Origin of the sequence: Providencia sp. M-27 (assembly GCF_011077905.1) — a bacterium.
GTDB lineage: Bacteria > Pseudomonadota > Gammaproteobacteria > Enterobacterales > Enterobacteriaceae > Providencia > Providencia huaxiensis.
On record NZ_JAALBT010000001.1, the window covers coordinates 257850 to 272610 of the forward strand.

At 38.9% G+C, this 14761-nt stretch carries 11 protein-coding genes; 10 read left to right on the top strand and 1 reads right to left on the bottom strand.

All coding sequences use genetic code 11. From position 1 onward, the window contains the following. The first annotated feature begins 13 nt into the window (after positions 1 to 13). The 4 genes from G6Q48_RS01195 to dmsD all read left to right on the top strand — a co-directional run bounded on the left by G6Q48_RS01195 (position 14) and on the right by dmsD (position 4635). The gene (locus tag G6Q48_RS01195) at positions 14 to 2458 is read left to right on the top strand and encodes a DMSO/selenate family reductase complex A subunit (RefSeq protein WP_166264128.1); all 2445 of its coding nucleotides are present in this window, start codon (positions 14 to 16) and stop codon (positions 2456 to 2458) included. Between the two features lie 11 nt (positions 2459 to 2469). Next, the gene (locus G6Q48_RS01200) at positions 2470 to 3087 is read left to right on the top strand and encodes a DMSO/selenate family reductase complex B subunit (RefSeq protein WP_166264130.1); all 618 of its coding nucleotides are present in this window, start codon (positions 2470 to 2472) and stop codon (positions 3085 to 3087) included. 1 nt (position 3088) lies between these two features. Then, positions 3089 to 3940, top strand: a complete 852-nt coding sequence (locus tag G6Q48_RS01205; protein ID WP_166264132.1) for a DmsC/YnfH family molybdoenzyme membrane anchor subunit — start codon at positions 3089 to 3091, stop codon at positions 3938 to 3940. A gap of 62 nt (positions 3941 to 4002) precedes the next feature. Further along, complete coding sequence (gene dmsD, locus G6Q48_RS01210) at positions 4003 to 4635, top strand: Tat proofreading chaperone DmsD (RefSeq protein WP_102138123.1); 633 nt, start codon at positions 4003 to 4005, stop codon at positions 4633 to 4635. A gap of 66 nt (positions 4636 to 4701) precedes the next feature. Here the strand turns inward: dmsD and G6Q48_RS01215 are convergent, their stop codons facing one another. After that, on the bottom strand, positions 4702 to 6108 hold the full coding sequence (locus G6Q48_RS01215) for a cytochrome-c peroxidase (protein ID WP_166264134.1): 1407 nt from the start codon (positions 6106 to 6108) through the stop codon (positions 4702 to 4704). Between the two features lie 959 nt (positions 6109 to 7067). On the opposite strand from G6Q48_RS01215, the gene G6Q48_RS01220 reads away from it, so the two are divergent. From G6Q48_RS01220 to G6Q48_RS01245, 6 genes are all read left to right on the top strand, one after another. Beyond that, positions 7068 to 8831, top strand: coding sequence for a sensor histidine kinase (locus tag G6Q48_RS01220; protein ID WP_166264135.1), 1764 nt, complete (start codon positions 7068 to 7070; stop codon positions 8829 to 8831). 53 nt (positions 8832 to 8884) lie between these two features. After that, the gene (locus G6Q48_RS01225) at positions 8885 to 9535 is read left to right on the top strand and encodes a response regulator transcription factor (protein WP_166185224.1); all 651 of its coding nucleotides are present in this window, start codon (positions 8885 to 8887) and stop codon (positions 9533 to 9535) included. A 255-nt stretch (positions 9536 to 9790) separates the two neighbouring features. Beyond that, complete coding sequence (locus G6Q48_RS01230) at positions 9791 to 10417, top strand: DMSO/selenate family reductase complex B subunit (RefSeq protein ID WP_102138119.1); 627 nt, start codon at positions 9791 to 9793, stop codon at positions 10415 to 10417. Between the two features lie 2 nt (positions 10418 to 10419). Next, positions 10420 to 11247: a dimethyl sulfoxide reductase anchor subunit family protein gene (locus tag G6Q48_RS01235; protein WP_166264137.1), complete on the top strand. Its 828-nt coding sequence runs from the start codon at positions 10420 to 10422 to the stop codon at positions 11245 to 11247. Between the two features lie 28 nt (positions 11248 to 11275). Then, the gene (locus G6Q48_RS01240) at positions 11276 to 13699 is read left to right on the top strand and encodes a DMSO/selenate family reductase complex A subunit (protein ID WP_166264138.1); all 2424 of its coding nucleotides are present in this window, start codon (positions 11276 to 11278) and stop codon (positions 13697 to 13699) included. 31 nt (positions 13700 to 13730) lie between these two features. After that, the gene (locus G6Q48_RS01245; RefSeq protein WP_166264140.1) at positions 13731 to 14405 is read left to right on the top strand and encodes a TorD/DmsD family molecular chaperone; all 675 of its coding nucleotides are present in this window, start codon (positions 13731 to 13733) and stop codon (positions 14403 to 14405) included. Positions 14406 to 14761: the final 356 nt, after the last annotated feature.

Here is a 14761-nt window from a genome sequence, read left to right on the forward strand (position 1 = left end):
AGTGAGGCAGATTATGAGTAAAGCATTATCTGAGGGAGTACTCCAATCGGAGATCAGCCGCAGGAAGCTAATGCAAACCAGTACCGTCGGGGGACTCGCACTTGCAAGTGGAGCGCTAAGTTTACCTTTTAATAGTGTTGCTGATACCAGTGAAACAGCACCCAAAACAGCCATACCTGAAGAAAAAATAGTTTGGAGCGCATGTACCGTTAACTGTGGAAGCCGTTGCCCACTGCGAATGCATATTGTTGATGGTGAAATAAAATATGTTGAAACCGACAATACCGGTGATGATGTTTACGGTAATAAGCACCAAGTTAAAGCCTGTTTACGCGGGCGCTCAATGCGCCGTCGTGTCTATAACCCTGACCGCTTGAAATACCCGATGCTGCGCGTTGGGGCACGTGGTGAAGGTAAATTCAAACAAATTAGTTGGGAAGAAGCCTACGATTTAATTAGTGACAATCTAAAACGGATTATTGCCGATTATGGCAATGAAGCGGTGTACTTGAACTATGGAACTGGCACATTAGGTGGCACAGTCGCACGTTCATGGCCGCCAGCGAATTCACCAATCGCCCGCTTGATGAACTGCATGGGCGGCTATTTAAATCATTACGGTACCTATAGTACAGCACAAATCAGCTGTGCGATGCCTTATACCTATGGTAGCGGGGCGGGTAATAGCGTTTCTGATATCGAAAACTCCAAGTTGGTGGTTCTGTTCGGAAACAACCCTGCCGAAACCCGTATGAGCGGTGGTGGGATCACTTATCAACTCGAGCAAGCCCGTGAGCGTTCTAATGCAAGAATGATCGTGATCGACCCGCGTTATACTGATACAGCAGCAGGGCGTGAAGACGAGTGGATCCCAATCCGTCCGGGAACAGACGCCGCATTGGTGGCAGGGATCGCTCATGTGCTGATCACTGAAAATATGGTTGACCAACCTTTCTTAGATAAATACTGCGTCGGCTATGATGAGAAAACGCTACCCGCAGATGCTCCGAAAAATAGCCACTACAAGGCATATATTTTAGGGCAAGGGGATGACGGTATAGAAAAAACACCACAATGGGCTGCGCAAATCACCGGTATTCCTGCTGATAAAATCATCAAACTAGCGCGTGAAATCGGTTCCGCAAAACCTGCTTATATTAGCCAAGGTTGGGGGCCACAGCGCCATTCGAACGGCGAGCAAACCGCACGTGCGATTGCGATGTTACCGATTTTAACCGGTAATGTGGGTATAAATGGGGGAAATACGGGGGCTCGTGAAGGGAACTATGATATTCCATTTGAGCGGATGCCAACGTTAGAAAACCCAGTTAAAGCAAGTATTTCTGTATTTTTATGGACCGATGCGATAGAGCGCGGCCCTGAAATGACCGCAACTCATGATGGGGTAAGAGGTAAAGATAAACTGGATGTTCCGATTAAGTTTATTTGGAACTACGCCAGCAACAGTTTAATCAATCAACACTCTGATATTAATAAAACGCATGACATCCTTCAGGATGATAAAAAATGTGAAATGATAGTAGTGATTGATAACCATATGACGGCTTCAGCGAAATATGCGGATTTAGTCCTGCCAGATTGTACCGCGTCTGAACAAATGGATTTTTGCTTGGATGGTGCCGCTAGTAACATGGGCTATGTGATTTTCGCCAGCCAAGCCATTGAACCACGTTTTGAGAGCAAAACGGTGTATGAAATGTGTACACAAATCGCACGCCGTATGGGGGTTGAAGAGAAATTTACCGAAGGGCGAACCCAAGAAGAGTGGCTACGCCATTTGTATGAAATCTCACGACAAAAGTTACCTGAGCTACCTGATTTTGAGTCATTCCAGCAGCAAGGGATTTACAAAAAAATGAACCCACAAGGGCATGTCGTGGCACATAAAGCCTTCCGCGAAGACCCAATTGCAAACCCATTAAATACCCCGTCAGGAAAGATTGAGATCTATTCATCTCAATTAGCGGATATCGCGAAAACATGGACGCTCGCAGAAGGTGATTTGATATCAGCACTCCCAATGTATTCACCAGGCTTTGAAAGCCATGATGATAAGCTCACCGAAAAATACCCACTGCAACTGAGTGGTTTCCACTATAAATCACGAGTTCACTCCACTTACGGCAACATTGATGTGCTTAAGGCTGCTTGTTTACAAGAGATGTGGATCAACCCTATTGATGCAAAACGTCGCAATATTAAAGATGGCGACATAGTGCGTATTTACAACGATAGAGGGGAAGTGCAGATCGCTGCCAAAGTGACTCCACGCATCATCCCAGGGGTTGTGTCCATGGGGGAAGGGGCATGGTACGCACCTGATGAAAACAAGGTGGACCATGGTGGTAGCCTAAACGTCCTGACGACTCAGCGCCCGTCACCGTTAGCGAAAGGTAATCCGCAACACAGTAATTTGGTTGAAGTGGCAAGGGTATAGGGAGATAAATCATGACAACACAATATGGTTTTTATATTGATTCCGCACGATGCACCGGATGCAAAACGTGTGAATTAGCGTGTAAGGACTACAAAAATTTATCTCCTGCGGTGAATTTTAGACGCATTTATGAATATGCAGGGGGAGATTGGCAAGAAGATAACGGTGTATGGCATCAAAACGTATTTAGTTATTATTTGTCGATTTCATGTAACCACTGCGAAGACCCTGCTTGTGTGAAAGTGTGCCCAAGTGGCGCGATGCATAAACGTGAAGATGGCTTTGTCGTTGTTGATGAAAGCGTGTGTATTGGCTGCCGCTATTGCCATATGGCCTGCCCATACGGTGCGCCGCAATTTGATAGCGAAAAAGGGCATATGACCAAGTGCGATGGTTGCTATGAACGTGTTGCGGTTGGCAAAAAACCGATTTGTGCTGAGTCTTGCCCACTGCGTGCATTAGATTTTGGTCCCATTGAAGAATTACGTGAAAAACATGGCAATTTGGCAGAGATTGCGCCACTACCTGAAGCGCACTATACCAAGCCCAATATTGTCATTAAACCCAATACCAATAGCCGTCCTGTCAATGATACGACAGGCCATTTAGCCAATCCTCGGGAGGTATAACATGGGCAATGGATTACACGAATGGCCGCTGATTTTATTTACGGTATTAGGCCAAAGTATTGCAGGTGGCGTGATTGTGACAGGGCTTGCTTGGTTATCGACAGATGATAAATCCCAAAAACAGCGCATTGTGAATGCAATGTTGGCGTTATGGGTGTTGATGGGCTTAGGCTTTCTCGCATCCATGATGCATATGGGCTCACCGATGCGTGCATTTAACTCGATGAACCGTGTGTTTGCGTCATCATTAAGTAACGAAGTGCTGTTTGGCTCCATTTTCTTTGCTTTGGGCGGCCTATGGTGGCTGTTATCTGCAATGAAAAAAATGCCAACAGGGTTAGACAAAGTGTGGTTAATCATCACCATGCTGATGGGGCTGTTATTTGTTTGGGCAATGACTCGAGTTTATATGATAAGCACGGTGCCAACATGGAATACGCCACATACCACCATTGGTTTCTTTATGACTTTGTTTGTTGTTGGGCCAATTTTAGGCGCACTTTTATTACGCGTGGCTAAATTTCCGTTTAATAGTGGTAAGTTAGCAGCGATTAGTATCGTGGCTTATATTGTGACTATCGCGTCAGTACTACTGCAAAGCGGAGAAATTGCATTAATTGCCACTTCTGTTCAAAAAGCAGTGGATTTAGTCCCTGACTTTGGTGTTTTACAAGTGATACGCTTAGTGGTGACCAGTCTTGGGTTACTGCTATGGATTTTGCCTGTTGTGCGACAAAATCAGCCTTCAGTATTGAGTCTACTTCTGGGTACCGTGCTGGTACTGATTGGTGAATTTATCGGTCGTGGGCTATTCTATGGTTTACATATGACAGTCGGTATGGCTGTGGCTTAATTGGTAAACCTTTCAGCGCAGGAGATGGTTTCCCTGCGCTGATAACTTCAGAGACAATCAATATGCAAGAAGCGCACTTTCTTGAGCACGTCGCAGTCACAGGGCGAGTTCTGGGGTCTTTATTTTATTTCTCACCAGAAAATGAAAACAACGCAGAGATTATTTCGATTTTACAAGAGCCAACTTGGCATGAAGAATGGCCATTTTCCTTACCTTCTTTAGCAAAAATTAGCCAGCTTTTACAATCCAGTGCTCAGGAGAATGAACCCCTCAGTGAAGCATGGCAGCGCTTGTTTATCGGGCCTTATGCTTTACCCGCGCCTCCTTGGGGCTCAGTCTGGTTAGACAAAGAAAAGATTGTTTTTGGTGACTCAACCGTTGAGCTGCGCCAATGGATGCGTACTAAAGGTGTTGAGCCAGTGACAACACAAAAAGAGCCAGAAGACCACTTTGGGCTGATTTTGATGTTAGCGGCTTGGCTCGCTGAGCAAAATCGCAGAGCTGATTTAGAAGAGTTACTCGCTTGGCATCTATTACCTTGGTCGGCACATTTTCTCGAAGTATTGATAGATTCGGCTAACAGCGATTTTTACTGCGCATTGGCGATACTGGCCAAAGAAACATTGGATGGATATCAACAACAGTTAACATTGCCTGTATTAGAGAAAGTGGTGTTTTACAAAGATACGTTATAAATAAAAATAGCACCGCTATTATTTGCGCGGTGCTATTGGTTTTTCATATCAATCAGCTATTGATATTTACTGTTGTGAATCACTTTGTTGCACATACGGTGTATACACACCGGTTAAGCTTTCAAGAAAGGCAACAATATCATCGACATCTTTCTGTGGCAGTTCTTTACCGACTTGATAACGCAGCATCAGTTTCACTGCTTCATCTAAGGTGGCGACATCCCCACGGTGGAAGTAAGGCGCTGTTAATTCAACATTTCTTAGCGTTGGTACTTTTTGACGTAATTTATCACGCTCATCAGAGGTGACATTCATACGACCAATATCTTGTGCGGTGATTTCACCAAACTCATAGTCTTTTTTCAAACCAAGCGGTTCGAAGGAACGACCACCTAAGATCACACCACCATGGCAGGTTGCACATTTGTTTTCTTTAAATAACTGGTAGCCATGGAGTTGTTGTGCGGTTAATGCAGTCTTGTCGCCTCTTAACCAATTATCAAACGGAGAGTCTGGGGTGATTAAGGTTTTTTCGAACTCTGCAATCGCATCTGTGATGGTGTCACCCGTGAACCCTTCTGGGTAAACGGCATTGAAATCTTGCTTTAAGACAGGGTCTTTATCCAGTTTTTCAATGATTTCATCCCATGATTTTGATGCCATTTCGATAGGGTTTAATGGTGGGCCACCGGCTTGGGCTTGTAAATCAGGTGCTCTACCATCCCAAAACTGTTCGACATTAAATACCGAGTTAAACACCGTTGGCGCATTGATTGGACCTACTGCACCGCCAACACCAATTGACGTTTTACGGCCATCAACACCACCTGCATTGAGCGCGTGGCAGTGTGCACAAGAAATCGTGCTATCCCCTGACAGACGCGCATCATGATACAAGCGGAAACCTAATGCGACTTTTGTATCATCGACATCCAGTGATTTTGGAATTGGTTGAATTGGTTCATTGCGGTGCTCAGCAGCGGTATCTTGGCTGGCATAGTGTTCTTCCCGCTGTTTAGCTATCCAATTCAATAGGTTATCACGTTCTTCGTCACTGACGCTACTGGCCCAATGAAGTGCAACATAACGCGTTGGTGGCATGGTGTGGTTCTGCATAACCCACTCAATTTTATTTAATTCACTTTGCGGTACAGGTTCTCCTGCGATGAGTGCAGCGCGAGCGGCCTCAAGGTTGAATGATTTATAACCTAGCTGAATATCGTACTCCATCAGTTGCTTAGCAATGGGGAATGATGCGTAGGCAGGTAAATCAGTTGACGGCGTGTGACAGTAATCGCATCCTTTTTCAGCAAAGAACTTTAGGACTTGATTATTTTCTGCAATTTTAGATGTCTGAATGTCATTATTTTCTCTTCGTTGGTTATCGTGATACCACACATATCCAGATAACCCAAAATAACCGAGTAAAAGCAAAAATATGACAGCGACCGTAATGCGAGTAAGTTTTTTCATTACACTATCCTTGAAAGATTGCGGTCAAATATATTTAAATATTTTTTAATTAATATAATTCTACAGCCGGACTATGATGGATAAATAAGTCTGAGAGGTTCTTGATTTTTATCAATGATGGCCATCGGTTTAAGCAATTGCTGAAATAAGATTTGCCTATCAATGGTCGGTAAATAAATAATCCGAAGAAATTGTTTTAATTTAACCATATGAAATATATGTGTTATTTAATATTTTTTGTGGCTGAAATATTATTGTCTGAGTAAAATGATTAGATAGCATTTATGATGAGTTTCTTTATTTCTTAAATTATCAAAATGAATTTAAGAAATTGAGTGTTTTTTATTTGTTGTAAATTAAATGCTTGTTTTAACTTGCTAGCTAATCTCACAAGGAAATCATGAAATTAAATTTTATCATTTAAACTTTAGGCTTTATTTATAATGAAAATGAACAAAAGTTAAAAATTAATTGTTAATTAAAAAACTATTTTTTTACGAAAAATAAGACAGTGTTCGACAATGGTCGTTAATACGAAGGTACTAGTTTCAAGCCAGCACTCAATAGGATTATTAGCATTTTTATGGGTATTTTCCTTTTCTTATTATAATGGGTAAATTTAGAGGTTTCATTACTCTCTCAAGTAGCGAATCATAGAAGAATCTATGCTAGGTTTTTATCAATCTTGTCTACAAAAGTCTACGTCAGCTCGTTACATCAAGAGTTTTGGTTTGAAGAATGACAAATCTCTCTGAGTATGTCGATATGTGGTTATTTGATGAAAAATATTTGCTCTATCTGTTGAATCATAGAAGAATAATAAACAATAGCATGTTTTTCTTTGCGAAAGATAAAATTGAACACAGTACGTTTTCAATGGGTGAAGAGTGTGAATTTAATTTTTAAATTCTTAAACAATTTTTTTATGTACTTAGAACTTAATATTACGGTTCCTTATTATGTATATACTTAAAAGAATACTCATAAGTCTTTGCTTATGTAACTTATTATTTTTTTTATTAAACCCATTAGCAATATCAAAGCCAGCCTCAGTACCCAAAGAAGTAATCACAGTTGGTGTTTTTGCTGATAGAGGGGTAGAAGAGGCGAGTAATCGTTGGCAAAAGACTATAGATTGGCTAAATGAGCGTCTCCCAGAATATCACTTCACTCTACAGCCTTTATTACTAGAACAGTTACAAGAAGAAATTTTACGGCAACGGTTACCTTTTATTATCGTTAATCCCTCTGAAAGTATCCGTATTGGTCGAAAATCATCACTCTCTTGGTTAGCAACTTTGATTAGCCCTATGGATGGCGGAACAAAATATTCAACAGGGTCCGCGGTTTGGGTGAAAGAAGAAAGTGTTATATCTTCAATTGAAGAGTTATCGGGGCATTCGATTGGGACTGCGAGTAAACAAGCTTTTGGCGGGTTTATGGCATTTGCTCATGATGTCATTCATGAAAGGAAGCTTAAGGGGTATTTTTCTCATTTGGTTGAGATTGGCTACCCTCATGAACATGTTGTGGATGCATTGGTTAGTGGGCAAATAGAGGGGGCGATCTTACCTGTTTGTTTGATTGAATCTATGATTTTAAAAGGTGAATTAAAGCCAAATCAATTACGTATACTTGGTCAACGAAATAAATCTGACGCGCATTGTAAAGTATCTACTCATTTATATCCTAATTGGAGTTTTGCTATGACTAATGCGGCAGACCGTTTATTGGCTAAGCAAGTCGTTGTTGCTTTATTCGATATTCCGTCAGATTCTTCTGCTGCAAAGAGTGCCCAATCTCTGGGATGGAGTGTTCCTGAAAGTCAAATTGAGTTAGATCGGTTATTTACTGACTTAGGGGTGCATCCACTACAAGAAAAATGGTGGTATCAAACTTGGAATTGGTTAATTAATAATTACTACGCTACCATTGCTGGTCTATTACTGTTTGCAATTCTTCCTATTCAATATTTCTTTTTGTCTCTTCGTTACCGAAAAAATTATCTCAAACTGAGACATGCTCAAGAAAGTTTGCATAAGGTTCAACGTCACGCATTAGTTGATAAATTAGGTTCAGGCTTGGCACATGAATTGAATCAGCCTCTAGCTGCAATTCGCCTCTATGCTGAAAGTGAAATTTCACGAAGGAATCAAGGCAAATTAGATACAGATATCACTGTACTCTTAGATAAAATCCATCGACAGGTTAATCGAGTCGATGAGGTTGTGCGCCGTTTTCGTTCATTACTTCAAAAGAAAGCAATAGAAAAAAAGTATATAGATATAAATGCATTAATCGGTGGAACAATAGATTTAGTTAAAATATATGCAGATCAAAAGCACGTTCACTTACATTGGAAGTCAGCTAGTGATGCAGTTTTTATCTTTGGGGATAAAGCAGCAATTGAACAATTGCTTGTGAATTTGTTGACAAATGCAATTGATGCTACATTTCAAAATGATCGTGAACAAGTCACCATTACCTTAACGAAAACAAATGATAAAGTTGAAGTATCGGTTTACGATCAGGGTACAGGTTTATCAATGCCTTTTGAAAAGTTGTTAACTCCATTTGTGACAACGAAGCAAGATGGTATTGGTTTAGGGTTGGTGATTTGTAAAGAAGTCATGGAGTCCCATTTCGGTGAGTTTGAATTGATAAATTTATCAACCGGAGGCTGCCGAGCTGTAGCTCGTATCCCTATAGCTAAAGTTAAATAAAATATATTGACTGTACCCCGTCTTAATGTTCGGGAGCTCCAGAGGATTTTGGGATGAAAAAATCATTTTTATTTGTAGTTGATGATGATGAATCCGTATTAGACGCCTTGGAATTTATGCTACAAGGTGAAGGGTATGAGCCATTATGTTTCTCATCAGCAGAAGCATTTTTGGACTTTATTCAAAAACAATCAGGTGTATTGCAAGGATGTCTGGTTCTTGATAGTCGAATGCCAGGAATGAGTGGGCAAGAACTACAAGTTATCCTTCAACAGAATCATAAAACTTTAGGTATAATTTTTATTACTGGGCATGGTGATGTCCCTATGGCAGTTGATGCGCTTAAACTCGGTGCCGTAGACTTTTTACAGAAACCTATCTATAGGGAGTCATTGCTTAGTGCGGTAGAAGCCGCGTTGTCTTATAGTAAAAAACAAATATATCAAAAAAATCATATTGAAAAATATCAAAAGCTTACGCAACGTGAACGTGATATTTTAGCCTTGCTTGCGAATGGAAAAAATAATCTAGAAGTGTCAAATATTCTTCACATATCACCACGGACTGTAGAAGTTCATAAAGCGAGTACACTACGTCACTTGGATGTAACTACATTGGCGGAAATGATTAAAATTTACATTCAGATTGAGCCATTTATAGCAACTATTCCTCCTCCTCCAATGAGAATTCGGCGAAAAAAATAAAACCGTATTATTGACGCTTATTGATTAGATAGTTCTTGGTTAGCGTATCTAATTTGAGAAATATGAATATATTTCAATTGGTTATGATGTTATTTTTGATGTTCTATTAATTATAGAATTTAGCAGTAATCGCTGAATTCAAAAACAGTGAACCACATTATATACCCATGTTTTATGTGGGTACCCCTAATAGAAAAATGGCCAAAAAATCGTAAATATACTTATAAGGATTTAATACTATATAGGTATATGGTTATGGCACAACAGTATGGTTTTTTTGTTGATACGAGTAAATGTACTGGCTGTAAAACTTGTCAGGTTTCTTGCAAAGATAAAAACGAATTACCAATCGGCGTTAATTTCCGCCGTGTATATGAATACACAGGTGGTGAATGGACTAAACAAACTAGTGATGATACATGGCAACAAAATGTATTTGCCTATTATGTTTCGATTAGTTGTAATCACTGCAGTAATCCTGCTTGTACAAAAGCTTGCCCTACAGGAGCAATGCATAAGCGTGAGCATGATGGCTTAGTTGTTGTTGATGAAAAAATTTGCGTAGGTTGCCGCTACTGTGAAATGGCTTGCCCATATGGAGCGCCGCAGTATAACCCTGAAAAAAAACATATGACAAAGTGTGATGGATGCTTTGAGTTAATAGCTCAGAATAAAGCGCCAATTTGTGTTGCATCTTGTCCTTTACGGGCTCTTGATTTTGGGCCAATGGATTTCCTTCGAACTAAATATGGTGAAACGGCTAATATCGCTCCCCTACCAGATTCCAATCTGACTCAACCATCTTTAATTATTCGACATAATCGTCATGCTAAGCCTACTCATAGTCAGCAAGGCTTTATCATTAATAAGGCGGAGTGGTAACTATGCAGGAATTTCCTTTAGTTTTTTTTACTGTATTAGCTCAAGCGGTCGCTGCTAGTTTTATATTCTTGCAGTACTTGCGAGTCATTTCAGTCAGCTATCAATTTCTGATAAATAAAAAGCAGCTTACTAATATTTTCATTATATTACTTATTTTACTTGGAATATCAGGGGCCGTGGCATTAACTCATTTAGGTACTCCTTTACGGGCTCCAAATGTGTTACTCGGTTTAACCCATTCATCAGCTATGTCAATAGAAATTATAACGATATCTATTTTTGGTGCCATGTTATTTTCTCTGATATTTCTTGAAAGGTTTAATATAAATAATGTGATAAAAATAATTATCAATGTTATTGCTACTATTTTTGCATTTGCACAAATCATTGCCATTTCAAATGTTTACTATTTGGATACTGTTTATTTATGGAATTCGGAATGGACGTTAATAAACTTTATATCTAGTGGTTTTATTTCAGGTTCACTACTGATTGCACTGATCATTAAAATAGTCACTAATCAAGAAGATAGTCGGAAATTTTTTAATCAACTGTGGAGTGTTATTTTTATTATAAGTATGGCAGTTAATACTGGATATTTAATGCATTTTTTTACCCAGTTAGTTATAGAAAATATAATTTTACCTCAATGGATTAAATTTTTTTTGTTCATCAAAATGATGCTGATTGTATGTGCTTTTACTTGGGTAATCAGAAGTGCTGTACAGATTAAAACAGTCTCTTTAATACTTGTCACGCTTTTAGTCTTCAGTGCTGAGTTATTAGGCCGTGCTGTATTTTATGAGTTAATTACATTTAATCACCTCTAGAATTCTTATTAAAAATAGAGATATCATTATGCTTAAAGATACAAAAGACCAATTTGAAAAAGAACGTTATACGCTTTCTCGACGCCATTTTATAAAGCTGGGAACATTTTTAGGTTCAGGTGCTTTTTTATCTACTCATTCTATGAATGCAATAGCATCAGCAGTAATAGAAACTCATATTGGAGAAGTAACAAAATGGCATAACTGCTGGGCACATTGTCATTCCAGTTGTTTACTAAAGATTGTTACAGAAAATAATCAGATAAAGCGAATTGAAACTGATGATATAGGTAATGATCAATTCGGACAGCATCAAGTTCGAGCATGTTTACGTGGGCGTTCGCTACATAAACGTACATTTTCACCAGATCGCTTGAAATATCCAATGAAAAGAGTTGGCAAACGAGGAGATGGTGAGTTTAAAAGAATTAGTTGGGATGAAGCATTAGAAGAAATATATACTAGGCTGAGTAAAATTATTAGCCAATATGGTAATCAGGCTATATTTAGCCGTATAGGCTATGGTAAACCTGATGGACCCTATCATTTTGTTCCTCGCTTCCTTAATATGATTGGTGGTTTTCTATCACCTGTTGGTAATTATAGTAGCCACCAAATTGATACTGCCTCAACTTATACCTATGGGGATAAGTCTTACACAATGGGGAGTGCTCCAACAGAATTAGCTCGTTCAGACCTCATTGTTTATTTTGGTAATAACCCCGCTAATACTAGAATGAGCGGAGGTAGTGATACTTATCATTATCAAGTTAGCAAAGCGAAAAGTTCTGCTCGGACTATTATTATTGACCCTCAATATACTGATACAGCTTGTGGGCGGGAAGACCAATGGATTCCAATTCGCCCAGGAACAGATGCTTTATTAGTCGAAGCGTTGTCATGGGTTTTGATTACCGAAAAATTTGTTGATGAAGCTTTCTTAAAGGAATATTGCTACGGTTATGATGCAGAGCCTGCGATACCAGAGCATGGGCTACCCGCTTTAGACGCATCACTTAGTTATAAAGCGTATATTTTAGGGCAGGGTGAAGATGGAATAGAAAAAAGACCTGAATATGCGGCTCATATTTGCGGTGTTCCTAGCGAGCAAATATATAAGCTAGCGCGTGAATTAGGTAATGCTAAAGCTCCATTTATCGCTCAAGGTTGGGGGCCTCAACGTCATGCAGCTGGTGAGCAAACAGCTCGGGCCATATTTATGTTACCAATTTTACTTGGAAAAATTGGTTTGCCTGGAACGAATAATGGCGGCTCAGATTTTTTATTTCATAAAACTGATATTGCTAAGATGCCTACAGGCAAGAACCCCGTCAAAGCAAAAATACCTTGTTTTAAATGGTCGGAAGCGATCCTACGAGGTCACGAAATGACATCATTAAGTGACGGTATTGAAGGTGAAGATAAACTTAACACAGATGTAAAATGTGTGTTTATGTATCAAGGTAATTGGCTATTAAATCAACATTCTGACTGTAATGCAATGGCTAAAATATTAGCCAATGAAGAGCTGCTTGAGTTTATTTTTGTCATGGATAATCATATGACTGCAAGTGCCAAGTTTGCAGATATCTTACTGCCTGATATCACATGGCTAGAAAATTCACGCGTTGTTGCATTTTCTACACATATAACAAAAACAGAACATGTATTGGATCCATTATATGAGTGTCGCCACCCTTATGATGTGTTTTCAGATTTAGCAGGAAAGTTTGGCATAAGAGAGCAATATAGAGAAGGTAGAACATGGGATGATTGGCAACGTCATTTATATGAAGAAAGCCGGGTTAAACATCCTAATTTTCCTAGTTATCAGGAATTGTCACAAAAGAAAACAATACGTAGACCTTTCGATCCTGAAGAAGATCGCTATGTATTAAAAGCATTCAGATTAAATCCTAAAGAAAATGCATTATCAACGGAATCAGGCAAAATTCAGATATATAGCCATAAGCTAGCTAAAATCGCGAATACTTGGCAATTAGATGAAGGGGACAAAGTTACTCCTTTACCGCAATATATACAAACATGGGAAAGCTACACGGATATAGATACGAAGAAACGATATCCACTACAGCTAATAGGATTTAAATCAAAAGGGCGTCCACATTCTACATTCTATAATGTCCCTTGGCTGCGAGAAGTCATTGAAGATGCATTGTTGATTAATCCTATTGATGCCAGTGAGCGTCGCTTGGAGCAAGGACAACTTATTCACGTTTACAATGATCGGGGAACTATCCAGATACCGATTAAAATCACACCTCGTATTATGCCTGGTGTTGTCGCTTTGGCTGAAGGAGCATGGTATAAGCCGGATTCTAATGGTGTCGATATAGGCGGATGCATTAATACGATTACTCGCTTAAGACCTACTGCATTGGCTAAAGCCAACCCACAAGGCACCAATTTGGTAGAAGTTAAAGCTATATAGTTGCTGTAGTTTATGGGGAAAGAGGCAAGTGATGAGAAATGACCAAAGTATTATTACAGATACTCAATTACAACTTGAACCATCAGAAACTGTTGTTACATTGAAATTGTTATACCAATTATTTTTTTTCGAGCCAAATGCTATACTTTTAAAAGAAGTCTGTTCAAGTGGTATTTTATTATATTGGCAAGAAAAATTAGGTAATGATTGTAGTGTATTAGAAAACTATTTATTTGATGAAGATGTTTTAGATAAATTACAGGCAGACCATTTATCATTATTTGTTGGTATTGGAATGCCTCTAGCTCCACCATGGGGCTCTGTCTATCTAGATGAAGAAAATTTATTATTTCGCTCATCAACTTATCAGTGGATAGCTTTTTTAGAAGAGCATAAATTCCGATATATACTTGATGAAAAACAACCGCAAGACCATATAGGGTTAATGCTGTCAGTATTAGCGACACTATGGCAAAAAATAATGGACCCAAATTTAAAGGGTGAAGATAAGGAGTATTATAAACATGCAACTCGTATTGTTTTATATGAACATCTTCTTACTTGGGAAGAACGTTTTTGCCAATTAGTTTATCAAAATACAAAAACTCCAGTGTATCGATTGGCTGGGGAGATTACACATATAGTAGTAAACATGTTAGCAAGAGAATTACAAGTACAGCGTACAATGACCAAGCTGTTTTTCTAAATAATGCTCCCGCCAATATAAGGCGGGAGATAAAGTTAAAGGATTAATTATACATTTTCTTAATGCTGACCTTTTATCTTACATGTTTGTTAATTATTCCTTTAAATTTAATGCGCAATTGTGAATGAGTAGTATGGATTAATTATTTATAAGGATTTTTTAATAATGTTAATTTGAAAATAAATGTAATAAATAATTCAGAAACAATTAGGATGCGGATCATAAAAATACGCTTATAAAGAGAGTTCAGTCCCTGACATAAATAAGTTACACGATAAAAGTTTATATTTGATAGAACAATATTGGCATACTTTAGTGAGCTAAAATGAGGGGTAAAGTTTAAAAAAGCACAAGGT